This window comes from Aureimonas pseudogalii (assembly GCF_014196835.1).
Lineage (GTDB): Bacteria > Pseudomonadota > Alphaproteobacteria > Rhizobiales > Rhizobiaceae > Aureimonas > Aureimonas pseudogalii.
In genome coordinates, this window is sequence record NZ_JACIEK010000001.1 from 53,641 (window position 1) to 75,737 (window position 22,097).

Here is a 22,097-nt window from a genome sequence, read left to right on the forward strand (position 1 = left end):
CGGCTCCGGGACGGCGGCGCGTCGTCGCCCCGCCCGGGCTGCTCCTGAACCCATCGTGATGGCCGCATGATCCCCTCTCCGCCCTTCGATCGCTTGCTTCTCGACCGCCGGCGCCTGCGCGCGCTGCGGGCAGACGTCGCTGGCGCCGACTTCCTGCTGCGCCGGGTCGCCGAGGAACTGACCGAGCGCCTGTCGCTGGTGCAGCGCCGCTTCGAGGTCGGCGTCGATCTCGCCGGCTATCGCGGGCAACTCGCGCAATTGCTGGCCGCGGGCGGCCAGATCGACCGGCTCGTCCGTCTGGAGCGCGATCCCGCCGCCTTCGGGGCGGAGCGCTCGGGAGCCGTGGTGGGAGACGAGGAACTGCTGCCCTTTGCCGACGGCAGCGTCGATCTCGTCGCCTCCGCGCTCTCGCTTCACTTGACCAACGACACGCCAGGCGTCTTCGTGCAGATCCGCCGCGCTCTGAAGCCGGACGGGCTGTTCCTCGCGGCGCTGCTCGGCGGCGACACGTTGAGCGAGCTGCGCGCTTCGCTGCTCGCGGCGGAAGCCGAGCTGCACGGCGGCGCCTCGCCGCGCGTCGCGCCCTTCGTCGATCTGCGCGAGGCCGGCGCCCTTCTCCAGCGCACCGGCTTCGCGCTGCCGGTGATCGACCAGGACCGGCTGACGGTGCGCTACGACACGCTCTTCGACCTGATGCGCGACCTGCGCGCCATGGGCGTGACGAACATGCTGAGCGCGCGCTCGCGCCGGCCGGTGGGGCGCGCGCTCTTCCTGCGCGCCGCCGCGATCTATGCCGAGCGCTTCGCCGATTCGGACGGGCGCCTGCGCGCGACCTTCGACGTCATCTATCTCTCGGGATGGCGCCCGCACGACAGCCAGCAAAAGCCGCTGAAGCCCGGCAGCGCCGCGATGCGGCTCGCCGATGCGCTGAAGTCGCCGCCGCACGGAAACGACGAACCGGGCTGAGCGCGGCCGCGCAGTCCGTATCAGCAAGAACCGCGATGCGATCCGTCGGGGAAGCGCAGGCACCCCTCGTTCGAGCCGGAACGCTGGAACGAGAACGCGAAGCGCGACGGCGAGACCGAACCGGTGCTCATCGTGTCGATGCCATCCGTGCCGTAGGCCATCACGTCGCGCTCGGAGCGCGGAGACAGGCCGAGCACGAGCGCCGCACCGAGCGGCACGGCCAGAAGGGCGGCCCGCCCGATTGCCCCGAGGGCACTCGGCTTGCGGCAGCGGCGAACGCTTCGTTTCGTCGGCTTCATCCCCGGTCTCCGATGGTATCGGCGGGCTCGCGGGAGCTCGCCTCGAAGACGCCAGAATGACGGCGCTGCGGTAAACGCGGCTTTAAGCGACGTGCTTAACGCATTGGATTCGATGAAATGTCAGCGCAACAGGTCTTCCAGGAAAGCGACGAGCGGCAGGTCGGCCGGCGGCATCGGATAGTCGCGCATGTCGCGTGGGCGCACCCATTTTAGCCGCTGCCCTTCCAGCCCCTGTGCGATGCCCTCGAAGCGGCGGCAGACGTAGAGCGGCATCAGGAGGTGGAACGTCTCGTAGGTGTGGCTGGCAAAGGTCAGCGGCGCCAGGCACTCGGCGCGGGTCTCGATGCCGATCTCCTCGCGCAGCTCGCGAATGAGGGTCTCCTCCGGCGTCTCGCCAGCCTCGACCTTGCCGCCCGGAAACTCCCAGAGCCCAGCCAGCGACTTGCCCTCGGGACGCTCGGCCAGAAGCACGCGCCGGTCGGCGTCGACCAGCGCGCAGGCGGCGACGAGGAGGAGACGTTGGGTCGCCATGGCGGGCCCTTTCACAAGGAGGACAGTGCGCTCAGACGATGACGCCCGGCGGCGCGCGGTAGCAGTAGCGATAGGCTTCGGCGAAGCCGAGATTGCGGTAGAGCGCGAGGCCGGCGGCGTTGTCGGCCTCGACCTGCAGCCAGCCGGTGCGCGCGCCGCGATGCAGCGTGTGGCGAAGCGCGGTGACGACGAGATCCCGCGCGATGCCCTGACGCCGCACCTTCGGCAGCACGGCGACGTCGAGAATACCCGCCAGATCGTTGTCGGTGATGGCCAGCGCCACCGCCACGGGATCTCCCCCCTCGCTCTCGCGCACGAAGAAGGACGCCGGCGGGCGAATGGCGTTCAGCACCTCCGCCAGCCCCTCGCGCAGGGCTGCCGGCCGCTCGTGGACGACGAGCGAGGCGTCGAGATAGCGCCAGCCGTCGTGGATCGGGATGCGGTCGATGGCGCCGGAGAGGTCGAGATCGGCCAGCACCGCCGTGTAGACCACCGCCTCGCCGAAGCGCGACCAGCCTTCGGCGTCGAGGTGATCGACGAGCGCCGGCGGGCAGAGCGGCGACTGGCGCACGATCAGCGGGCGCCCGACCGCGGCGAAGCGCTCGCCGGCCCGCGCCAGCCGCCCGGCCATGTCGGCATGGTCGGAACGATCGAGCGGGTTCACCGAATTCAGCCGCTTGGCCGGAAAGCTCGTGGTGATGCGCACCGCCCAGGTGCCGTCGAAGAAGGTCGACGTCGCCGGCCAGGCGCGGAAGCCCGCCGCTTCCAGTCGCCGGACGACCGTCAGGCGCAAGCCGGGGTCAGCTCCGGTAGTCGCCATTGATCGCCACGTATTCCTTCGTCAAATCGCAGGTGTAGACCGTCCAGCGGCCCTCGCCGAGGCCGAGCTCGACGCCGATGGCGATCTCGTCGCGGCGCATCTCGGCGCTTGCCGCCGCCTCCTCGTAGGCCGGGTCGCGGGCGCCATCGACCGCCACCCGCACGCCGCCGAACGAGATCGCCAGACGGTCGCGATCGGCGGGTTCGCCGGCCTTGCCGACGGCCATCACGACGCGGCCCCAGTTGGCGTCCTCGCCCGCGACGGCGGTCTTCACCAGCGGCGAATTGGCGATCGACATCGCGATGCGCTTCGCGGAGCGATCGTCCACCGCGCCCGACACGGTCACCTGGATCTCCTTGCGGGCGCCCTCGCCGTCGCGCGCCACCTGCCGGGCGAGGTTGAGCAGCATGTCGCTGAGCGCCGCGCGGAACTCGCCGAGACGCGGATCGTCGCCTGCGAGCACGCGCTCGTGGCTGGCCTGCCCCGTCGCGAAGAGGAGAAGCGTGTCGGAGGTCGAGGTGTCGCTGTCCACCGTCACCGAGTTGAAGGACGGGCCCACCGCTTCGGCGAGCAGCGCCTGTAAGGCCGCGGGTTCGATCGCGGCATCAGTGGCGACGAAGGAGAGCATCGTCGCCATGTCGGGCGCGATCATGCCGGCGCCCTTGGCGATGCCGTTCAGCGTCACCACGGCATCGCCTATGCGGGCGGTTCGGGTCGCAACCTTCGGATAGGTGTCGGTGGTCATGATGGCGTTGGCGGCCTCGCGCCACAGGCCGCCCTCTGCGCGGCCTGCCAAATCGGCGAGATGCGGTGTGATGCGGCCGGCGTCGAGCGGCTCGCCGATGACGCCGGTGGAGGCGAGGAAGACGTCGCTCGCCGCGCAGCCGAGCGCCTCGGCGGCAGCCTCCGCCGTCCGGTCGGTGGTCTCGACGCCGCGCCGGCCGGTGAAGGCGTTGGCGTTGCCGGAATTGACCACGAGCGCCCGCGCATGGCCGGCGGCGAGCGCGCGCCGGCAGTGATCCACCGGGGCCGAGGGGCATTTGGAGGTCGTGAAGACGCCGGCGACCGTCGTGCCCTCCGCAAAGCGCATGAGGAGGAGATCGGTGCGGTCGCGATACTTGATGCCCGCCGCGCCGGTGGCGATGGAGACGCCGGCGATCGTCGGCATGTCGGGATAGGTCTTGGGAGCGAGCGGCGAGACGGCGGCGGACATCGGTTCGATCCTGCGGCAGGTGACGGCGCGCCCGGTGTGCCCGATGGGCGCCTTCGCCGCAAGGCCGCACGACGCCGCTGAAACGACGACGGCGCCGGACGAGCTCAGGGGCTCGGGTCCGGCGCCGTCGGCTTTGGTGGGGAATGCGCTCAGTTGGCGGGCGCGGGCGCCGCTCCTTCGACGGGGGTCGGGTCGGCCGAGGCGGCGGCCGCGTCTTCCGCGGCTTCCGGATCCTGCGGCCCGGAGGCCGACATCGCCTTCTCCATCGCGTCGACCTGCGCCTTCAGCGCCGGGTCGGTGTAGTCCACCTTCAGCTCGTCGCGCGCGGCCTGCACCATGGCGATGTACTTCTCGCGCATCACCAGCTGGCGCACCTGATCCTTCACCTCCTCGAAGGCCGGCGCCTGCTGAGTGCGCTTCTCCAGAACCTTGATGACGTGCCAGCCGAACTGGGTCTGCACCGGGGTCTTGGTGTAGGCGCCGGGCTCCAGCGCGTAGGCCGCCGTCTCGAAGGCGGGCACCATCTGGCCGGGGCCGAAGAAGCCGAGATCGCCGCCCTGCGGGCCCGACGGGCCGGTGGACTTCTCGGCGGCCACGGCGTCGAAGTCCTTGCCGGCGTCGAGCTCCTTGATCGCGGCGTCCGCCTCTTCCTTCGTCGGCACGAGGATGTGCTTGGCGTGCAGCTCCTCCACCGGCTTCATCGCGGCGACCTCGGCGTCGTAGCGCGCCTTCAGCTCGGCATCCGTGATCGCCGCGACGCCGTTCTTGGCGAAATAGGCGTTGTGCAGCGCGCGCTCGCGCAGGAAGGCGATGCGGCTGGCGACGTCGGGCTGGTCGGCGAGCTTGGCCGTCTCGGCCTTCTGGGCCAGCGCCTTGATGTCGATGAGCGCGGCGAGCACCGCGAGTCGGCGCTGCTCGGGCGGCAGCTGGCCGAACTGCTGGCCGAGATCGTCGGTGGCGGCCAGAAGGTCGCCCTCGGTGATCTGCTGCGTGCCGACCTTGGCGAGCACCGTTTCCGGCGGGACGGGCGCGGGGGGTGCCGGCGGGGCCACGGCGGCCGGCGCCTGTCCCGGTGCGGGCGGTGTCGCGGCGTCCTGGGCGAGGACCGGCGCGGTCAGCGACAGGAGCACGAGGCCGGACGCGGCAAGCCGCAGACGAAGCTGAGAGATCATGAGAGCTTGAGCCTTCGGTACAGGACGGAAAAACGGGAGAACCCGAGCAGGGGATGGAATGCGGAAGGGCGATGGAACGGTGGAGCCGGCGACGGGCCGCTCCCTCTCGATCTTCGCCAAAAGCCTGCTTTGCGGTGTTTTGAGGGCCGCCGGGCCGGCGCCGCGGCCACGTTGACATCGATCGGAGCCCCTCTTATCTCTCGCTCGTTCTCAAAGTCCAGCCGCATCCACGGGAGATGCGCGGGTCGCACCCGCTCCCGGCGGTGGACGAGCGGACCCTTGCAGGGCCGCATATCGAGTTTCCTGGAAGGACGTTTCGGATGGTGAGTTTCGGCGGTCTTGCCCGCAAGTTGCTGGGGTCCTCCAACTCCCGTCGGGTCCGGAAGTTCGAGCCGACGGTGCGCGAGATCAACGCGCTCGAGGAGGAGCTGTCGCGGCTGAGCGACGACGAGCTTCGCGCGAAGACGCAGGCCTTCCGCGACGAGATCGCCGGCGGCAAGACGATCGACGATCTGTTGGTGCCCGCCTTCGCCACGGTGCGCGAGGGCGCCAAGCGGGCGCTCGGCATGCGCCATTTCGACGTGCAGATGATCGGCGGCATGGTGCTCGCGGGCGGCTCGATCGCCGAGATGCGCACCGGCGAGGGCAAGACGCTGGTCGGCACCCTGCCCGTCTATCTCGCCGCGCTGGAAGGCAACGGCGTCCACGTCGTCACGGTCAACGACTATCTGGCGATCCGCGACTCGTCGTGGATGGGCCGCGTCTACAAGTTCCTCGGCCTCACCGTCGGCGTGATCACGCACGGACTGAGCGACGAGCAGCGCCGCGACGCCTATGCCTGCGACATCACCTACGCCACGAACAACGAACTCGGCTTCGACTATCTGCGCGACAACATGAAGTTCGAGCGCGACCAGATGGTGCAGCGCGGACACCACTTCGCGATCATCGACGAGGTGGACTCCATCCTCATCGACGAGGCGCGCACGCCGCTCATCATCTCCGGCCCGCTCGACGACCGCTCCGACCTCTACCGCACGATCGACGGCTTCATGCCGCAGCTCTCAGTCGAGGACTACGAGGTCGACGAGAAGCAGCGGCAGGTGTCGTTCACCGAAGACGGCACCGAGAAGCTGGAGCGCCTGCTCGAGGCCGCCGGCCACCTGCATGGCGACTCGCTCTACGACATCGAGAACGTCACGATCGTCCATCACGTCAACAACGCGCTGAAGGCCCACCGGCTGTTCAACCGCGACAAGGACTACATCGTCCGCAACGACGAGATCGTCATCATCGACGAGTTCACCGGCCGCATGATGCCGGGCCGGCGCTTCTCGGAAGGCCTGCATCAGGCGCTGGAGGCCAAGGAAGGCGTCACCGTCCAGCCCGAGAACCAGACGCTGGCCTCGATCACCTTCCAGAACTACTTCCGCATGTACAAGCGCCTCGCCGGCATGACCGGCACGGCCTCGACGGAAGCCTCAGAGTTCGGCGACATCTACAATCTCGACGTCGTCGAGATCCCGACCAACCTCCCCGTGCAGCGCATCGACGACCACGACGAGGTCTACCGGACGGCGGAAGAGAAGTTCAAGGCGATCGCGCTCGAGATCAAGGCGGCGGCCGAACGGCGCCAGCCGATCCTCGTCGGCACGACCTCGATCGAGAAGTCCGAGATGCTGGCCGAGCGCCTGCGCAAGGAAGGCCTCAAGGACTTCCAGGTGCTGAACGCCCGCTACCACGAGCAGGAAGCCTACATCGTGGCGCAGGCCGGCGTCCCCGGCGCCGTGACCATCGCCACCAACATGGCGGGTCGCGGCACCGACATCCAGCTCGGTGGCAATCTCGACATGCGCATCGAGCGCGAACTCGCCGAGGTGCCGGAGGGCCCCGAGCGCGAGGCCGCGATCACGGCGTTGAAGGTCGATATCGCCCGACTGAAAGACGAGGCGCTGGCCTCGGGCGGGCTCTACGTGCTCGCCACCGAGCGCCACGAGTCGCGCCGCATCGACAACCAGCTGCGTGGCCGCTCCGGCCGCCAGGGAGATCCCGGCCGCTCCAAGTTCTACCTGTCGCTGCAGGACGACCTGATGCGGATCTTCGGGTCCGAGCGCATGGACACGATGCTGACCCGCCTCGGGCTCAAGGAAGACGAGGCGATCGTCCACCCCTGGATCAACAAGGCGCTGGAGAAGGCGCAGATGAAGGTCGAGGCGCGCAACTTCGACATCCGCAAGAACCTGCTCAAGTACGACGACGTGATGAATGACCAGCGCAAGGTCATCTTCGAGCAGCGCATCGAGCTGATGGACGCGGAGTCGCTGGTCGAGACCGTCACCGACATGCGCCACGAGACGATCGACCAGCTCGTCGCCAAGCGCATGCCGGAGAAGGCCTATCCCGAGCAGTGGGAGACGGCGGAGCTCACCGAGGAAATCCGCGACATCCTCAATCTCGACCTGCCCGTGGCCGACTGGGCGATGGAAGAGGGAATCGACGACGCCGACGTGAAGAAGCGCATCGTCGATGCCTCCGACGCCGCCGCCGCCGACAAGGAGCAGCGCTTCGGCGCCGACGTCATGCGCTACATCGAGCGCTCGGTGGTGCTGCAGACGGTGGACGCGCTCTGGCGCGAGCACCTCGTCAATCTCGACCATCTGCGCTCGGCCGTCGGCTTCCGTGGCTATGCGCAGCGCGACCCGCTGAACGAGTACAAGTCGGAGGCCTTCGAGCTCTTCCAGGCGCTGCTCGACAATCTGCGCGAGCGCACGACGCAGCAGCTCTCGCGGGTCGAGATCGTGCGGCCGGAAACACAGGAGCCCGTGCTGCCCTTCATGCAGGCGCACCACATCGACGCCACCACCGGCGAGGACGAGTTCGGCCATGGCGGAGAGCGCCTGACCGCCGACTTCAACCCGGCCGGCGAGGACCGTCTGCAGCGCGACCCCGCGAACCCCGAGACTTGGGGGCCGATCGGCCGCAACGAGGCCTGCCCCTGCGGCTCCGGCAAGAAGTTCAAGCATTGCCACGGCGCCTACGTGCAGGACGACGTCACGGCCTGAACGGGTCGGTCTGACAGGCTGCGAACGAAAAGGCCGCTCCTTGCGAGGGAGCGGCCTTTTTCATGAGGTGGGTGCGAAGGAGATCGAGGCTCCTGTCGATGTCGGCGATGGCCCGCGATGCTCATCGCCCCGCTCTCGGCCTGTCCATCGCGGCATGACGAAGCGTTCCACGAGCATGCCTCTCGGCACGGCCCCTCAGCACCACGACGGCGATCTTCACGGGAGCCGAGCGAGGGGCCCCCTCCTACGTCGAGCCGTGGGGCTTTCTGCTGCACGAATGCGACGCTGCGGAAGCTATACCGCGCATCTCCTACGGATGGGAACGTGGCGTTGGCCCCCTCCCCTCCGCCTGAACGCGGCGCTGGGCGTAGCCGATGGGAACCGTCAGTCCGACTTTTCGGCCGGCGGCTTCTTCTGGAGCAGGTTCTTGAACATCGAGGTCTTGGCGGTGATCGGATTGCCGTCGCGGTCGTAGCCCTCGCGGCGATGCTGCTCGGCGGCGTAGGCCTCGGCGGTGATCGGCGATCCCGTCTTGTAGGTGGTGCTGACGGGCACGGCGAAGTCGGTCGGCGCCATCGTCGCGGCGATCTGCTTTTCCAGTTCCTCGTCGGCCAGACGCTTGGCGACGATCTCGGCGGGATCCTGGATCGCGGGGCATTCGCCCTCGGGCGTCAGTTTGCGCCCGTCGGCCAGCGTTTCGTCGAAGACGTAGCGCTTTTCGCAGACGCCGACGGCCACCGGCTTCTTGGTCAGATCGAAGCGGTCGGAGCCGTCCTTCAGCATCTTCCAGAAGGCGTAGTGCTCGGAATTGCGATGCCGCGCCATGTTCTTCGGCGTCATGCGGAAGGGCATCGCCTGGAACTGGAACGAGCGCTGCCCGCCCTCGAAGGCCTTGCGGGCGAGCGCGTAGAGTTCCTCGACCTGCCAGTCGTCCATGGCGTAGCAACCCGACGAGTTGCAGGACCCGTGCACCATCAGGTGCTCGCCGGTGAAGCCGTTCGCCTTGTCGTAGACGTTGGGATAGCCGATATCGAGCGCGAGATGGTAGTTCGAGGCCGGGTTCAGCTGGCCGGCACCGATGTTGTAAAAGCCCTCGGGCGCTTGACGGTCGCCCTCCACCTTCTTCGGCCCGAGTTTCCCGGACCACGCGCAGATCGGGTAGGTCTTCAGCAGAGCGAAGCTGCCGTCGGTCTTCTGCTTCCAGACCTCGAGCTCGGACTCTTCCTTGTAGAGGCGCACGAGGATCGGCGAGTTCTCGCCCATGTCGCCGGCCCGGATCAGCTTGACCATGCCCGGCGAGAGCGGCGCCTGCGCACCCATGAGATCGCCGAGGTCGACGCCCTGCTGGCAGCCGGACAGCGCTGCGAGGCTGACGGCGAGAACGGCGGCCGCGGCAAGACGTCTGACGGACATTCTCGTTCGATCTCCTCGGATGCGGCGGCTCGGCCGGTCCGATCCGCTTTCCATCCACCGTTCGCCCGGTCGGAACGGCGCCGTGCGAACGGCGCCGGGCGCGAACGAACAGCCCTCTTCTCGGCCCGCCACGGTTTCCAAACCGTTAAGGCCGAAGGGTCGATTCGCAGCTTTTCGCAAGCCTGGTCTCGACCATCTCATGGGCATTCGCCATCCGGCGGCCGATCGGCGCGAGACGGCACGGCGCGCCGATCGGCGCCCCGTGGTGTCAGACATACAGTATGAGCGGCCGCGCGAGAAGCGAGACCGCGCGGCCGGGCTGGATCAGACCTTGAGGTCGCGGCCGATGGCGAGAAACTTCTCGCGGCGCTGGGCCTTGAGCGTGCGCCCGTCGAGCCCGCCGAGTTCGGCGAGCGCCGCCTCGACCCGGTCGCCGGCCATGTCGATCGCGGCAGTCTTGTCGCGGTGTGCGCCGCCGAGCGGCTCGCCGACGATCTCGTCGATGATGCCGAAGCCCTTGAGATCCTGCGCGGTGATCTTCATCGCCTGCGCCACGTCCTTGGCGCGCCCCGCGTCCCGCCACAGGATGGAGGCGCCCGCCTCCGGCGAGATCACGCTGTAGATCGCATGCTCCAGCATCAAGACGCGGTTGGCGGCGGCGATGGCGATGGCGCCGCCCGAACCGCCCTCGCCGATCACGAGCGCCACGAGCGGCACTTCGAGGCCGAGGCAGGTCTCGGTGGAGCGGGCGATGGCCTCGGCCTGTCCGCGCTCCTCGGCGCCGATGCCGGGATAGGCGCCGGCGGTATCGACCAGCGTCACCACCGGCAGGCCGAAGCGCTCGGCCAGTTCCATGATGCGCACGGCTTTGCGGTAGCCCTCCGGCCGCGCCATGCCGAAATTGTGCTTGAGCCGGCTCTGAGTGTCCGCCCCCTTCTCCTGCCCGATCACCGCCACGGGACGCCCGCGGAACCGGCCGAAGCCTGCGATGATGGCGTGGTCCTCGGCAAAGAGGCGGTCACCTGCCAGCGGCGTGAAATCGCTTACAAGCCGGGCGAGATAGTCGGAGCAGTGCGGCCGGTCGGGGTGGCGGGCGACCTGCGTCTTCTGCCAGGGCGTCAGCTTCTTGTAGAGATCGACCAGCGCATCGCCGGAGCGCTTTTCCAGCCGCTGGATGTCCTCGGACACGTCGAGGCTGTTCTCGCCCGAGCCGATCTTCTTGAGTTCGAGGATCTGGCTGTCGAGATCGGCGACGGGTTTTTCGAAGTCGAGATAATTGTGCATCCAGCAGCGGCCGGTGGCCGTCCTTTCGGGGGGGCATTCCATCGCGCAGGCGCCCTGGCGAAGGGCCGGACGCGCCGCCGTGACCGGGGTGTTCGCGTCGGCGCGCAAACTGGCGATCCGTTGCCGGATTGTCAAGGAAACGGCCGGTCGGCCGCTCAGTCGTCGGCGAGCGCCGACAGGGGATGATGATCGGTGACGAGGCGCATCAGCCGCTCCTCCAGCACGTGGGTGTAGATCTGCGTGGTGCCGATGTCGGAATGGCCGAGAAGCTCCTGCACGGCGCGAAGATCGGCGCCGTTCTGCAGGAGATGGCTGGCGAAGGCGTGGCGCAGCACGTGGGGCGAGACGCGCGAGGGCGGCAGCCCGGCGCGAACCGCCAGGGCCTTCAGATCGCGCCCGAACGCCTGGCGGGTCATGTGGCCGGTCTCCGAGAGCGCGGGAAACAGCCAGGCGCGCTCGCCGCTCGGGGCCAGCGCCTGCAGCGTCTCGCCGAAGGCGGCCAGCGCATCCTGCGCCCGCTCGCCGATCGGCACCATCCGCTCCTTGTCGCCCTTGCCGCGCACCACGATCACCCGGCTCTTGGCGCGCAGCACCGAGCGCGGTAGCGACACAAGCTCCGACACGCGAAGGCCCGTGGCGTAGAGAAGCTCCACCAGCGCATGCATGCGCCGCGCCCGCGCCAGCGCCGTTCCCTCCACGCCGGGCTCGGCGGCGGCCGCGGCGGCGGCGTCGATCAGCCGGTCGATCTCGGTCTCCGACAGGATCTTGGGCAGCGGCCGGGCCCGGCGTGCGCCTTCGATCGGCGAGGTCGGATCGTCCGCCCGATGGCCCTCGGCATAGAGGAACTTGAAGAACTGGCGCAGCGATGACAGGCGGCGCTGCCGGCTGGACGCGGCGAACCCCTGCGCGTCGAGATGCGTCATGTAGCGGCGGATCGCGTCGGTGTCGGCGTCACGAAGCGGCCCGCCACCCGGCCCGAGAAACTGGCGGGCATCATCGAGGTCGCGCCCGTAGGCGGCGAGCGTGTTGTCGGCGGCGCCGCGCTCGATCGCCATCATCTCGAGAAAGGCCTCGATGTCGGCTCCGTCCCGCCCGCCCCTCATGGCGTGGTGACCGGCGCGAGAGAGCCGGTGGTGGTGGTGTCGCGCAAGGGTTCCGGCGCGGCCGGCACGCCGGGCGATGTGGCAGCCGGCGCCTGCGCGACGTTCGGCAGCGGCACCGGGACGACGATTTCCGTCTGGCGCGGTTCCACGAAGGTGACGAGGGCTGCCATGACGCCGACAACCGCTCCGACGAGGAGGACGATGAGGGACAGGAGGCGTACGAGGGTCGGCATGCTCTGGCGCGGCTTTCGGTCAGTGGGGCCTCGCGAGGCACCCGGATCGTCCCGGCCGCGATCTTACGGGAGCGCCGGGTCGGAGCAAGGGCGAAGCGCGGCCCGGCGCCGCCGTCCATCGCCGGCAGGCAGCTTCGCGAGGGGCCCTTCCCTTGACGCCAAAAGGCTTTTCTGGTCCTAGGACCGACGGCCAACGCGCCCGATCGAGAGCCCGAACGCATGAGCGAAACCCTCGGCCCCGCCGACCGCGAAGACGCCGCAGACCTCGGTCGCGGCGCTCGCTCGGTCGTTCTCGTGGGCTTGATGGGCGCTGGCAAGACGACGATCGGACGCCGCCTCGCGCAGCTTCTCGAGCTGCCCTTCGTCGACACCGACCAGGAGATCGAGGACGCCGCGCGCATGAGCGTCGCCGAACTCTTCGCCGCCTATGGGGAGCCGGAGTTCCGGGCGCTGGAGGCGCGCGTCGTCGCCCGGCTCGTCGAGGGCGGGCGGCAGGTGATCGCGACCGGCGGCGGCGCCTACATGAACGAGGGGACGCGTCGGTTGCTGCGCGAGCGCTCGGTCACCGTCTGGCTGAAGGCCGATCTCGACACGCTGATGGAGCGGGTCGCCAAGCGCCCCACCCGCCCGCTGCTGAGGACCGCCGATCCGCGCGGGACGCTGCGCGACCTCATGGACAAGCGCTATCCCGTCTATGCGCAGGCCGATCTCCACATCCATTCGCGCAACGTGAAGCGCGACGTCATCGCCCGCGAGATCATCCAGTCGCTGGCCCGCCACGACCGAGCGAAAGCCGCCTCATGACCTCGACCACCCGCCCGGCCGCCAGCGCCCCCGCCGCGATGCGCGAGAGCGTGCGCGTCTCGCTCGGCGCGCGTTCCTACGACATCCTCATCGGGCCCGGCCTCCTCGCCGAGGCCGGCGCGGAGATCGCCCGCCGTCTGCCCGGCATTCGCGCGCTGGTCGTCGCCGACGAGCGGGTGGCGGCGCTGCACGCCGACCGCCTCTCCGCCTCGCTCGACGCCGCCGGCATCGCCCATTCGCGTCTCGTGCTGCCGGCGGGCGAGCCGACCAAGTCCTTCGCCCATCTCGGCGAGGTGGTGGACCGGGTGCTGGCCGAGCGGCTGGAGCGGGGCGATGCGGTGATCGCACTCGGCGGCGGCGTGATCGGCGACCTCGCGGGCTTCGCGGCCGGCATCGTGCGGCGCGGCATGCGGTTCGTCCAGGTGCCGACCTCGCTGCTCGCACAGGTCGACAGCTCCGTCGGCGGCAAGACCGGCATCAATTCGCCGCGCGGCAAGAACCTCGTCGGCGTCTTTCACCAGCCGGCGCTCGTCCTCGCCGACACCGCGATCCTCGACACGCTGAGCGCGCGCGAGTTCGCGGCGGGCTATGCGGAGGTGGTGAAATACGGGCTGATCGACCGGCCCGACTTCTTCCGCTGGCTCGGCGAGAACCGCGAGGCGATCTTCGCGGGCGGGCCGGAGCGTGTCGAGGCGATCGCCACGAGCTGCCGCGCCAAGGCCGAAGTGGTGGCCGGCGACGAGCGCGAGGACGGCAACCGTGCCCTCCTCAATCTCGGCCACACGTTCGGCCACGCGCTGGAATCGTGCGCCCGCTACGATGCGGCCCGGCTGGTGCATGGCGAGGCGGTGGCGATCGGCATGGCGCTGGCGCATCGCTTCTCGGTGGCCGAGGGCCTCTGCCCAGCAGAGGACGCCGCCGCCGTGAGCGCGCATCTCGCCGCGGCCGGCCTACCCACCACGATCTCGGCCATCCCTGGCCCAGCCTTCACGGTGGACGAGCTGATGGACAAGATCGCGCAGGACAAGAAGGTCGTGCGTTCGGCGCTGACCTTCATCCTGACGCGCGGCATCGGCCGGGCCTTCGTGGCGCGCGACGTCGACCCCGCGTCGGTTCGCCGCTTCCTCGCCGCCGAGGTCGGTTGCTGAGCCGGATCAGGCCGGCGCGGCGTCGCGCGGCCGAGCGACGGGAACACGGCGCGGCGCAGGCTTGCGCATGAGATAGCCGAGACGCCAGCGCCGCGGGATGGCGAGCGAGGCCAGCCCTATGAGCGCCGCCGCGAAGGCTGCGGCGAAGATCGCCGTCCGGTCGATCTCGCGCCAGAGGAACGCCCCGGCCAGCGCACCGGAGATCATGCCGAGCCAGGGCACGACCTGGATCCACCAGCCCGTCGCCGCCTCGCCGAGCATCGTGCGCCCGAGCCCGCGGCCGAAGCGCGACAGGGCGCCCGTCACGTAGGTGACACCCACCGAATGCCCCGCCACCTCCTCCAGCGCCACGTTGAGCGCCCCCATGGAGAAGACGAGCGCGAGCACGGTCAGCGTCGCCTCGCCGGTCAGTGTCGCCCCCGTCATGACAGCGGCGAGACCGACGAGGAGCGCGGCGTGGCTGCCCCGCGTCCATCGCATGAGGAGGACGCCCGCCGCGTTGCCGACGACGAAGCCGGCGATGACCTCCGCGAGATGCAGGATGCGCGCCTCGTCTCCTTCGGAGATCGAGATCGCCAGACGCGTCGTATTGCCGCTCATGAAGGAGACGAAGTCGCCCGCCAGCAGGAAGCCGACGACGTCGGTGAGCCCCGCCGTGAAGGACAGCGCGGCGGCGAACAGCAGGCCCACGGTGAGCCGGACCCCGCGCCGCCGATGGACGCGCCGGCGCATCGGCATCAGCGCCGCGTCGGCTCGCCGGGCGCCGAGGCCTCGATCGCCAGGGCATGCACGGCGCCGGCGAGCTCGGCCTCAAGCAGACCGTTCACCAGGCGGTGCCGGTCGAGCCGCGAGCGCCCGGCGAAGGCGGCCGAGACGATCCGCACCCGGAAATGCGTCTCGCCGCTGCCGTCGAACCCGTGATGATGGTCGCTGCCACCATGATGGTGGCCCGCGTGGAGATGACTTTCGTTGACGACCCGCAATGTTTCGGGCTTCAACGCCTGGGTCAGCTTGGCTTCGATCTCGGCCTGTATGGTCATGCTCACGCCTCGAAATGGGACCACGGTTCTCGCCGGCTTCGTGCCGACCCCGACCGTGGATGATCCCGGATCGTTGTGGACGGGTTTTCGGATCTGTCAATTCTTGTCCGCTCCCGGTGGGAGCCCCATAATCCGGCTGTGATGAAACTCGACTCCCAATACTTCGACAAGATCCGCGTCCGGCCCGACCGCGACGCGCCGAAAAAGACCGCGGCACCCGAGTGCTGCTGGGACAAGTGCGAGGCGCCCGGTCTCTACAAGGCGCCGCGCGGCCGCGACCACGAGGGCCAGTACCTGCAGTTCTGCGTCGATCACGTCCGGCTCTACAACAAGTCCTACAACTACTTTTCGGGCCTCGGCGACGAGGACATCCAGAAGTATCTGAAGGATTCGCTAACCGGAAATCGGCCGACCTGGACGATGGGCTCGAACGCTTCGGGCGCCATGCCGTCGGAAAAGCCGACCGGTCGGCCGAAGCGCGCCAATGGTCGCACGCGCGGCGCCTTCAATCTCTTCGCCGACGGCGAGCCGGCGCCGCGGCGCAAGGCGCGGGCGCTTGAGGTGAAGGCGCTGGAGACGATGAATCTGGCCGCCGACGCCGCTGCCGAGACGATCCGCCTGCGCTACAAGGCCCTCGTGAAGCAGTATCACCCCGATTCCAACGGCGGCGATCGCGGATCGGAAGACCGACTTCGCGAGGTCATTCAGGCCTACAAGCTTTTGAAGCAGTCGGGCTTCTGCTAATCGCTGGAGGGCCGGTCTTGCCGAGCGCTCCGGCTGCGCCCGTCCGGTTGGACGCCCGACGACATGGACATGATGGCGCCCGCCGACCGGCGACGCCCCTGGAGGTATGATGAGTGCAGCGGAACTGGAAGTGGCGAACCTGCCCGACGCCATGGTCTCCGTCCGCGAAACCTTCGGTTTCGAGAGCGATCTGAAAGTCCCCGCCTTCAAGGCCACCGATCCGCACGTTCCCGAGATCGATCCGGACTACCTGTTCGACAAGCCGACGACGCTCGCCATTCTCGCAGGCTTCGCCAAGAACCGGCGCGTCATGGTGTCGGGCTATCACGGCACCGGCAAGTCGACCCATATCGAGCAGGTCGCCGCCCGTCTCAACTGGCCTTGCGTGCGCGTCAATCTCGACAGCCACGTCTCGCGCATCGATCTCGTGGGCAAGGACGCAATCACCGTCCGCGAGGGCATGCAGGTCACCGAGTTCCGTGACGGCATCCTGCCCTGGGCCTACCAGAACAACGTCGCGCTGGTGTTCGACGAGTACGACGCCGGTCGCCCGGACGTGATGTTCGTGATCCAGCGCGTGCTGGAATCGTCGGGCCGCCTGACGCTGCTCGACCAGGCCCGCGTCATCCGCCCTCATCCTGCCTTCCGGTTGTTTGCCACCGCCAACACGGTGGGCCTCGGCGACACGACCGGCCTCTATCACGGCACGCAGCAGATCAATCAGGCGCAGATGGATCGCTGGTCCATCGTCACCGTCCTGAACTACTTGCCGCACGACAACGAGGTGGGCATCGTCGTCGCCAAGGCGCGCCACTTCGCCACGAAGGACGGCCGCCTCAAGGTCTCGAAGATGGTGCGCGTCGCAGACCTCACGCGCTCGGCCTTCGTCAACGGCGACCTCTCCACCGTGATGAGCCCACGCACCGTCATCACCTGGGCCGAGAACGCCGAGATCTTCGGCGACATCGGCTTCGCCTTCCGCCTCACCTTCCTCAACAAGTGCGACGATCTCGAACGCCCACTGGTGGCCGAGTTCTACCAGCGCGCCTTCGGCGAGGAACTGCCCGAGTCGGCCGCCAATTTGGTTCTGGACTGAAGGCCCGCGCTCTATGGCCGCCATCGGCGACAACTCCTCCAAGGCGTCCCGGCCCAAGACCGCCGACCGCGAGCCCTTCCGGCGCGCGGTGGCGGGCTGCATGCGTGCCATCGCCGGCGAGAGCGAACTGGAGGTCGTCTACGGCAACGAGCGGCCGGGCCTCAGCGGCGACCGGGCACGCCTGCCCGAACTGCCGAAGCGCGCGAGCGCCGGCGACGTCGCGATCACCCGCGGGCTCGGCGACGCCATGGCGCTGCGCAAGGCGCGCCACGACGCGCGCATCCATGCCACGCTCTCGCCCGAGGGGCGCGGCGCGCGCGCCGTGTTCGACGCGGTGGAGCAGGCGCGCTGCGAATCGATCGGCGCCAACGCCATGCCCGGCATCGCCGCCAATCTCGGCGCGATGCTGGAGGACAAGTATCTGCGCTCCAACCTCGCCGACGTGACCGACCGCGCCGAGGCGCCGATCGAGGATGCGCTCGCGCTGATGGTGCGCGAGAAGCTGACCGGCCGCCCGGTTCCGCCCAGCGGGCAGGCGGTGGTGGACGTCTGGCGCGACTGGATAGAGGAGAAGGCCGGTCGCAAGTTCGAGCGGCTCGGTGAGACGCTGGAAGACCAGCGCTCCTTTGCCCGCGCCATCCGCGACATGCTCGTCTCCATGGAGATGGCCGAGGAACTCGCCGACGATTCGCAGGACCAGGACGAATCGACCGAGGAAGAGGCCGGCGACAACCAGAGCCGCGACCAGGAAGAGGGCTCCTCCGAGGACAGCGAGGGCCAGGACGAGGCCGAGCCGCAGGAATCGGAAGGCGACTCGGAGAACGAGGACGCCGCCGAGGCCGAGACCTCTGAGGTCACGGCCGAGGATCCCGTCGACGACGAGGAGCCGGATTCCGAGACGCCCGGCGAATCGCGACGGCCCAACCAAGCAATGCCGCGCGATCTCGGCGATACCGACTACCGCGTCTTCTCCGAGGATTTCGACGAGACGATCGCCGCCGAGGAGCTCTGCGACGAGGCCGAACTCGACCGGCTCCGCTCCTTCCTCGACAAGCAGCTCGTCTCGCTGCAGGGGGCCGTGGGCCGTCTCGCCAACCGGCTGCAGCGCCGGCTGATGGCGCAGCAGAACCGCGCCTGGGACTTCGATCTCGAAGAGGGCTATCTCGATACCGCGCGCCTGACGCGCCTCGTCATCGACCCGATGCAGCCGCTCTCCTTCAAGATGGAGCGCGACACGCAGTTCCGCGACACGATCGTGACGCTGCTCATCGACAATTCCGGCTCGATGCGCGGCCGTCCCATCACCGTGGCGGCGACCTGCGCCGACATTCTCGCGCGTACGCTGGAGCGCTGCGGCGTGAAGGTGGAGGTGCTCGGCTTCACGACGCGCGCCTGGAAGGGCGGGCAGTCGCGCGAGGCCTGGTTGAAGGCCGGCAAGCCGCAGAAGCCGGGCCGCCTCAACGACATCCGCCACATCGTCTACAAGAGCGCCGACGCGCCCTGGCGCCGCGCCCGGCGCAATCTCGGCCTGATGATGCGCGAGGGCCTCCTGAAGGAGAACATCGACGGCGAGGCGCTGATCTGGGCGCACAACCGGCTGCTGGCCCGCTCCGAGCAGCGCCGCATCCTGATGATGATCTCGGACGGCGCGCCGGTCGACGATTCGACGCTGTCGGTGAACCCCGGCAACTATCTGGAGCGTCACCTGCGGGCCGTGATCGAGGAGATCGAGACGCGCTCGCCGGTGGAGCTTCTCGCCATCGGCATCGGCCACGACGTGACGCGCTACTACCGCCGCGCTGTCACCATCACCGACGCCGAGGAGCTGGCGGGCGCGATGACCGAACAGCTCGCGGCGCTCTTCGAGGACGAGGGTTCGGTGCCGGTGCGCCGGCGACAGGCCGCCGGTCGGCGTTGATGCTGCATGGGATGCGGCGTCGCTGGGTCGCGACGGCCCTGCTTCTCGCCGTCGCGACGCTCGGCAGCGACACGCCTCTCATGGCGGCCGCCGAGACGATCGAGACCAGCGCCCGCCCGATCTCGCAGTTCCGGATCGGCTCCGCGGAGCGGCGCTTCGGCAATCTCGAATTCGTCGGCGGCTTTTCCTACCGCTCGTCCGACCGTCGGCTTGCCGGCGTCTCGGCCTTCCGCATGCGCGACGGCGGCGAGCGCTTTCTGGCGGTGACCGATGCCGGCCTGTGGTTCGCCGGCGCCATCCGCCGCGATGGGGAGGGTCGACCTGTGGGTCTCGGCGACACGCGCCTTGCGCCCATGCTCGACGCGAACGGACGGACCTACGGGCGCAAGAGCGACGCGGATGCCGAAGGGCTGGCACTCGCGGGTGGACGGGCGATCGTCTCCTTCGAGGGACGCCATCGCATTGAATCCTTCGCCCTTCCCGCCGGTGACGCGCTGCCCGACAGCGAGCGCCCTCGCCCCGTGCCGATGCCGCTGACGCGGCAGGAGCTGCGCTCCAACGGCGGCATCGAGACGATCGCGGTGGCGCCCGCGGCGAGCCCGCTGAAGGGCGCGACGGTGGTAGTGGCCGAGCGCTCGATCGACGAGAACGGCAATCTTTACGGCGCTATTCTGGAACGCGGCGCCAAGGGCCTCTTCGCAGTGCGCCGACAGTTGCCCTGGGCGGTGACGGACGGCGCCTTCCTGCCGGACGGCGACCTGGTGCTGCTCGAACGCCGCTACGAGGGATTTGGGCGTATCGGCATGCGCCTGCGCCGGATCGCCGGCGGCGACATCCGACCCGGCGCCACGGTGGACGGGCCGGTGATGCTGGAGGCCGATCTCGGCGACGAGATCGACAACATGGAAGGGCTCGACATCTGGCGGAACGGCGCCGGCCAGACCGTCCTATCGCTCGTCTCCGACGACAACGGCTCGCTCTTCCAGCGCAATCTCTATCTCGAGTTTCGGCTCGTCTCGCCGGACTGACTCGGCGACGCCGCAGGCCTCAGATGACGATTCGCGGCGCGTCCCGGTAGGGCAGCACGGAATTGACGATCACCCGGTAGGGCACGAGGCCGAAGATCGCGATGGCGAGCTTCACCGTGAAATCACCGAGCGCCCAGGAGATCCAGCGCGGCGCCTCGGTAGAGAAGACGCCGAGAAGCGGCGCGCTCTGCAAGGCGAAATCGTCGCTCGGGCCGAACACGGCCAGGAAGGGCGCGAAGGCCACGGTGAAGAAGATCGCGGTGTCGAGCATCGAGCCGGCCAGCGAGGATGCCGCGGGCGCCTTCCACCACGAGCCCTGGCGCAGGCGGTTGAAGACGGCGATGTCGAGAAGTTGCGCGGCGAGGAAGGCGAAGCCGGAGGCCGCCGCGATTCGCGCGAGACGCTCGCCCGTGGCGGCGAACTCGAGCAGCCCGGCGCGGAAGAGAAGCGGCGGCACCACCAGCGACGACGCGATGGCGAGCGCGAAGCCGAGATAGACGATGCGGCGCGCGACCCGCGGCCCGAACAGGCGGTTGTTCAGATCCGTCACCAGAAACGCGAAGGGATAGGTGAAGGCGCCCCAGGTGAGCACGTCGCCGAGCGCGAGGGCGCCGATCTGCCCCTCGACGGGAAACTGCACGAGGACGTTGGAGGCGAGCACGATGAGCGTCATTGCGGCCACGGGCAGGACGAGAAGTCCGGGTCGGGTCATGGCGGGTCGATCCATTTTTTTAGGCTGGGGTATGGCACCAGCGACAGGTCGAAGGAGGTTCGGATACGAAAACGCCGCCCGAAGGCGGCGTCGAACTCTTGAAATCGGCGGACCGAAATCAGGCGGCGACAGCCTCGGCGGTCGTCGCGGTCTTCTTGGCGATCTGGCGCTTCAGCAGCTTGGCGCGCTGCGACAGGTCGGTTTCGGGCGCCTTGGTCAGGAAGGCGTCGAGGCCGCCGCGGTGCTCGACCGAGCGCAGCGCGTGGGCGCTGACGCGCAGGCGGAAACGCTGGCCGAGCGCGTCGGAGATCAGCGTGACCTGGCAGAGGTTCGGCAGGAAGCGGCGACGCGTCTTGTTGTTCGCGTGGCTGACATTGTTACCGGACTGGACGGCCTTGCCGGTCAGTTCGCAAGCGCGTGACATGGGATCACCTTTCAAACGTTCGATACGGCCGTTCGGGGCGCGCCGCCACCGAAACGGCAGCGCGATCATCGACCCCATGGCATGATCGGAAAATCGATCGTCCCTATAGTCGCCACCGTCCATTTCGTCAACCATCGTGGCCCGCCGTCGCACGCCATGCCCTTCGAAAGGCCGCCGCGGCCGGCGTTCCCGAGGGTTCGGCCCTTGCGGGTCGTCGCGAGCCTGCCATGATGAGGTCGTCTTCTCCCGACCCTTCCCTCCACGTTTTTCGGCGCCGCGCGTCCGACACGGGAATCGCCCATGCTCTGCCGACGTCTCGCCGCCGCGCTTCTCGTGCTCCTCGCCGCCGCGCCAGGCGCGCGGGCCGCGCCCGAATCGCTCGAGACCAACTACACGATCTCGCTGATCGGTCTGCCGGTCGGGCGTGCCAGCTTCCGCACGACGCTGGACGGGCCGCGCTACCGCGTGGAGGGCACGCTCGCCTCCGCGGGGCTCGCCGATCTCGTGTCGAAGACCCAAGGCACGAGTTCGGTCTCGGGGCGTGTGCGGGCCGGACGGCTCCTCGCCGACCGCTATCGCCTCGCCTATACGAGCGACGCCAAGTCCTGGCGCTCGGACGTGCGCTATCGCGGCGGGCGCGCCGTCTCGGCCGATGTCGCCCCGCCGCCGCGCAACCCGCCGCAGCCCGACTTCGTGCCGGTGCGCAGGGCCCAGCTCGCCTCGGTGGTCGATCCCCTGAGCGGGCTGATGATCAAGCCGGCCAAGCCCGATCCGGCGTCGCTTTGCAGTCGCACGCTGCCCTTCTACGACGGCTGGTCGCGGCTCGACCTCGCGCTGTCGCCGAGCGGCACGCGCGCCTTCTCGACCGAGGGCTTCGAGGGACAGGCGATCGTCTGCGACGTGCGGGTGCGTGCCGTCAGCGGCTACCGCACGTCCTCGAACGGCATCAAGTATCTCTCCAGCCGCACGCTGCAGATCTGGTTCGCGCCGGTGCGCGACAGCGGCATCTTCGCGCCCGTCTACGTGCGCATTCCCACCGAGGTCGGCCCGCTCTCGCTCACCGCCACGACCTTCGCCAAGCCCTGAG

Annotated in this window: 22 protein-coding genes; 9 read left to right on the plus strand and 13 right to left on the minus strand. The window is 69.2% G+C overall.

Going from position 1 to position 22,097, the window contains the following annotated elements; all coding sequences use genetic code 11:
- The first annotated feature begins 66 nt into the window (after nt 1-66).
- Complete coding sequence (locus tag GGR04_RS00285; protein ID WP_183196698.1) at nt 67-966, plus strand: methyltransferase domain-containing protein; 900 nt, start codon at nt 67-69, stop codon at nt 964-966.
- A 20-nt stretch (nt 967-986) separates the two neighbouring features.
- Here the strand turns inward: GGR04_RS00285 and GGR04_RS00290 are convergent, their stop codons facing one another.
- From GGR04_RS00290 to GGR04_RS00310, 5 genes are all read right to left on the minus strand, one after another.
- Nucleotides 987-1,265 carry a hypothetical protein gene (locus GGR04_RS00290; RefSeq protein WP_183196700.1) on the minus strand — a complete coding sequence of 93 codons (279 nt, stop codon included), beginning with the start codon at nt 1,263-1,265 and terminating at the stop codon, nt 987-989.
- Nucleotides 1,266-1,385: 120 nt separating this feature from the next.
- Nucleotides 1,386-1,796: a (deoxy)nucleoside triphosphate pyrophosphohydrolase gene (locus GGR04_RS00295; protein ID WP_183196702.1), complete on the minus strand. Its 411-nt coding sequence runs from the start codon at nt 1,794-1,796 to the stop codon at nt 1,386-1,388.
- A 31-nt stretch (nt 1,797-1,827) separates the two neighbouring features.
- Nucleotides 1,828-2,589 carry a GNAT family N-acetyltransferase gene (locus GGR04_RS00300; RefSeq protein ID WP_312857376.1) on the minus strand — a complete coding sequence of 254 codons (762 nt, stop codon included), beginning with the start codon at nt 2,587-2,589 and terminating at the stop codon, nt 1,828-1,830.
- Nucleotides 2,590-2,596: 7 nt separating this feature from the next.
- Nucleotides 2,597-3,829, minus strand: a complete 1,233-nt coding sequence (gene argJ / locus GGR04_RS00305; RefSeq protein ID WP_183196706.1) for a bifunctional glutamate N-acetyltransferase/amino-acid acetyltransferase ArgJ — start codon at nt 3,827-3,829, stop codon at nt 2,597-2,599.
- Nucleotides 3,830-3,978: 149 nt separating this feature from the next.
- A complete protein-coding gene (locus GGR04_RS00310) occupies nt 3,979-5,001 on the minus strand; it encodes a peptidylprolyl isomerase (protein WP_183196708.1) in 1,023 nt (340 codons plus the stop codon).
- Between the two features lie 320 nt (nt 5,002-5,321).
- On the opposite strand from GGR04_RS00310, the gene secA reads away from it, so the two are divergent.
- On the plus strand, nt 5,322-8,063 hold the full coding sequence (gene secA / locus GGR04_RS00315; protein ID WP_183196710.1) for a preprotein translocase subunit SecA: 2,742 nt from the start codon (nt 5,322-5,324) through the stop codon (nt 8,061-8,063).
- 384 nt (nt 8,064-8,447) lie between these two features.
- Here secA and GGR04_RS00320 read toward each other — a convergent pair whose 3' ends face one another.
- From GGR04_RS00320 to GGR04_RS00335, 4 genes are all read right to left on the minus strand, one after another.
- Complete coding sequence (locus GGR04_RS00320) at nt 8,448-9,476, minus strand: L,D-transpeptidase family protein (protein ID WP_183196712.1); 1,029 nt, start codon at nt 9,474-9,476, stop codon at nt 8,448-8,450.
- 324 nt (nt 9,477-9,800) lie between these two features.
- Nucleotides 9,801-10,760 (minus strand): acetyl-CoA carboxylase carboxyltransferase subunit alpha, encoded by a 960-nt coding sequence (locus GGR04_RS00325; protein ID WP_183198945.1) that lies wholly within the window; start codon nt 10,758-10,760, stop codon nt 9,801-9,803.
- 155 nt (nt 10,761-10,915) lie between these two features.
- Nucleotides 10,916-11,863: a site-specific tyrosine recombinase XerD gene (locus GGR04_RS00330; protein WP_183196714.1), complete on the minus strand. Its 948-nt coding sequence runs from the start codon at nt 11,861-11,863 to the stop codon at nt 10,916-10,918.
- The gene (locus GGR04_RS00335; RefSeq protein WP_183199049.1) at nt 11,860-12,096 is read right to left on the minus strand and encodes a hypothetical protein; all 237 of its coding nucleotides are present in this window, start codon (nt 12,094-12,096) and stop codon (nt 11,860-11,862) included. Before GGR04_RS00335 ends, GGR04_RS00330 begins: the two co-directional genes overlap by 4 nt.
- Nucleotides 12,097-12,315: 219 nt before the next feature.
- Between GGR04_RS00335 and GGR04_RS00340 the strand changes: the two genes are divergently transcribed.
- Nucleotides 12,316-12,900, plus strand: coding sequence for a shikimate kinase (locus GGR04_RS00340; RefSeq protein WP_183196717.1), 585 nt, complete (start codon nt 12,316-12,318; stop codon nt 12,898-12,900).
- A complete protein-coding gene (gene aroB, locus GGR04_RS00345) occupies nt 12,897-14,048 on the plus strand; it encodes a 3-dehydroquinate synthase (protein ID WP_246392555.1) in 1,152 nt (383 codons plus the stop codon). Before GGR04_RS00340 ends, aroB begins: the two co-directional genes overlap by 4 nt.
- Before the next feature lie 6 nt (nt 14,049-14,054).
- On the opposite strand, the gene GGR04_RS00350 is transcribed toward aroB, so the two are convergent.
- Together GGR04_RS00350 and GGR04_RS00355 are read right to left on the minus strand one after the other, a co-directional pair.
- Nucleotides 14,055-14,786, minus strand: coding sequence for a YoaK family protein (locus tag GGR04_RS00350; protein ID WP_183196718.1), 732 nt, complete (start codon nt 14,784-14,786; stop codon nt 14,055-14,057).
- The gene (locus tag GGR04_RS00355; RefSeq protein WP_183196720.1) at nt 14,786-15,088 is read right to left on the minus strand and encodes a BolA family protein; all 303 of its coding nucleotides are present in this window, start codon (nt 15,086-15,088) and stop codon (nt 14,786-14,788) included. Before GGR04_RS00355 ends, GGR04_RS00350 begins: the two co-directional genes overlap by 1 nt.
- A 141-nt stretch (nt 15,089-15,229) precedes the next feature.
- Between GGR04_RS00355 and GGR04_RS00360 the strand changes: the two genes are divergently transcribed.
- The 4 genes from GGR04_RS00360 (at nt 15,230) to GGR04_RS00375 (ending at nt 19,874) form a co-directional block, all read left to right on the plus strand.
- Entirely contained in the window at nt 15,230-15,832 is a 603-nt protein-coding gene (locus GGR04_RS00360; protein WP_183196722.1) for a J domain-containing protein, read from the plus strand.
- 106 nt (nt 15,833-15,938) lie between these two features.
- The gene (cobS, locus tag GGR04_RS00365) at nt 15,939-16,928 is read left to right on the plus strand and encodes a cobaltochelatase subunit CobS (RefSeq protein WP_183196725.1); all 990 of its coding nucleotides are present in this window, start codon (nt 15,939-15,941) and stop codon (nt 16,926-16,928) included.
- A gap of 13 nt (nt 16,929-16,941) precedes the next feature.
- Nucleotides 16,942-18,846 (plus strand): cobaltochelatase subunit CobT, encoded by a 1,905-nt coding sequence (cobT, locus tag GGR04_RS00370; RefSeq protein WP_183196727.1) that lies wholly within the window; start codon nt 16,942-16,944, stop codon nt 18,844-18,846.
- Nucleotides 18,846-19,874: an esterase-like activity of phytase family protein gene (locus tag GGR04_RS00375; RefSeq protein ID WP_246392558.1), complete on the plus strand. Its 1,029-nt coding sequence runs from the start codon at nt 18,846-18,848 to the stop codon at nt 19,872-19,874. The genes cobT and GGR04_RS00375 overlap by 1 nt, the downstream gene beginning before the upstream one ends.
- 19 nt (nt 19,875-19,893) lie before the next feature.
- Here the strand turns inward: GGR04_RS00375 and GGR04_RS00380 are convergent, their stop codons facing one another.
- Both GGR04_RS00380 and rpmB read right to left on the minus strand, forming a co-directional pair.
- Nucleotides 19,894-20,586, minus strand: coding sequence for a queuosine precursor transporter (locus tag GGR04_RS00380; RefSeq protein ID WP_246392560.1), 693 nt, complete (start codon nt 20,584-20,586; stop codon nt 19,894-19,896).
- A 118-nt stretch (nt 20,587-20,704) separates the two neighbouring features.
- Complete coding sequence (rpmB, locus tag GGR04_RS00385; RefSeq protein ID WP_183196731.1) at nt 20,705-21,010, minus strand: 50S ribosomal protein L28; 306 nt, start codon at nt 21,008-21,010, stop codon at nt 20,705-20,707.
- A 300-nt stretch (nt 21,011-21,310) separates the two neighbouring features.
- On the opposite strand from rpmB, the gene GGR04_RS00390 reads away from it, so the two are divergent.
- Nucleotides 21,311-22,096, plus strand: a complete 786-nt coding sequence (locus GGR04_RS00390) for a DUF3108 domain-containing protein (RefSeq protein ID WP_183196733.1) — start codon at nt 21,311-21,313, stop codon at nt 22,094-22,096.
- The last annotated feature ends 1 nt before the right edge of the window (nt 22,097 follow it).

Bases quoted from the DNA above. Each gene is read 5' to 3' on its own strand.
- GGR04_RS00290 (WP_183196700.1), bottom strand. From the start codon at position 1,265: ATGAAGCCGACGAAACGAAGCGTTCGCCGCTGCCGCAAGCCGAGTGCC.
- GGR04_RS00320 (WP_183196712.1), bottom strand. From the start codon at position 9,476: ATGTCCGTCAGACGTCTTGCCGCGGCCGCCGTTCTCGCCGTCAGCCTC.
- GGR04_RS00350 (WP_183196718.1), bottom strand. From the start codon at position 14,786: ATGCCGATGCGCCGGCGCGTCCATCGGCGGCGCGGGGTCCGGCTCACC.
- rpmB (WP_183196731.1), bottom strand. From the start codon at position 21,010: ATGTCACGCGCTTGCGAACTGACCGGCAAGGCCGTCCAGTCCGGTAAC.
- GGR04_RS00325 (WP_183198945.1), bottom strand. From the start codon at position 10,760: ATGCACAATTATCTCGACTTCGAAAAACCCGTCGCCGATCTCGACAGC.
- GGR04_RS00340 (WP_183196717.1), top strand. From the start codon at position 12,316: ATGAGCGAAACCCTCGGCCCCGCCGACCGCGAAGACGCCGCAGACCTC.
- GGR04_RS00330 (WP_183196714.1), bottom strand. From the start codon at position 11,863: ATGAGGGGCGGGCGGGACGGAGCCGACATCGAGGCCTTTCTCGAGATG.
- aroB (WP_246392555.1), top strand. From the start codon at position 12,897: ATGACCTCGACCACCCGCCCGGCCGCCAGCGCCCCCGCCGCGATGCGC.
- GGR04_RS00355 (WP_183196720.1), bottom strand. From the start codon at position 15,088: ATGACCATACAGGCCGAGATCGAAGCCAAGCTGACCCAGGCGTTGAAG.
- argJ (WP_183196706.1), bottom strand. From the start codon at position 3,829: ATGTCCGCCGCCGTCTCGCCGCTCGCTCCCAAGACCTATCCCGACATG.
- GGR04_RS00310 (WP_183196708.1), bottom strand. From the start codon at position 5,001: ATGATCTCTCAGCTTCGTCTGCGGCTTGCCGCGTCCGGCCTCGTGCTC.
- secA (WP_183196710.1), top strand. From the start codon at position 5,322: ATGGTGAGTTTCGGCGGTCTTGCCCGCAAGTTGCTGGGGTCCTCCAAC.
- GGR04_RS00360 (WP_183196722.1), top strand. From the start codon at position 15,230: ATGAAACTCGACTCCCAATACTTCGACAAGATCCGCGTCCGGCCCGAC.
- GGR04_RS00335 (WP_183199049.1), bottom strand. From the start codon at position 12,096: ATGCCGACCCTCGTACGCCTCCTGTCCCTCATCGTCCTCCTCGTCGGA.
- GGR04_RS00295 (WP_183196702.1), bottom strand. From the start codon at position 1,796: ATGGCGACCCAACGTCTCCTCCTCGTCGCCGCCTGCGCGCTGGTCGAC.
- GGR04_RS00285 (WP_183196698.1), top strand. From the start codon at position 67: ATGATCCCCTCTCCGCCCTTCGATCGCTTGCTTCTCGACCGCCGGCGC.
- cobT (WP_183196727.1), top strand. From the start codon at position 16,942: ATGGCCGCCATCGGCGACAACTCCTCCAAGGCGTCCCGGCCCAAGACC.
- GGR04_RS00390 (WP_183196733.1), top strand. From the start codon at position 21,311: ATGCTCTGCCGACGTCTCGCCGCCGCGCTTCTCGTGCTCCTCGCCGCC.
- GGR04_RS00375 (WP_246392558.1), top strand. From the start codon at position 18,846: ATGCTGCATGGGATGCGGCGTCGCTGGGTCGCGACGGCCCTGCTTCTC.
- cobS (WP_183196725.1), top strand. From the start codon at position 15,939: ATGATGAGTGCAGCGGAACTGGAAGTGGCGAACCTGCCCGACGCCATG.
- GGR04_RS00380 (WP_246392560.1), bottom strand. From the start codon at position 20,586: ATGACCCGACCCGGACTTCTCGTCCTGCCCGTGGCCGCAATGACGCTC.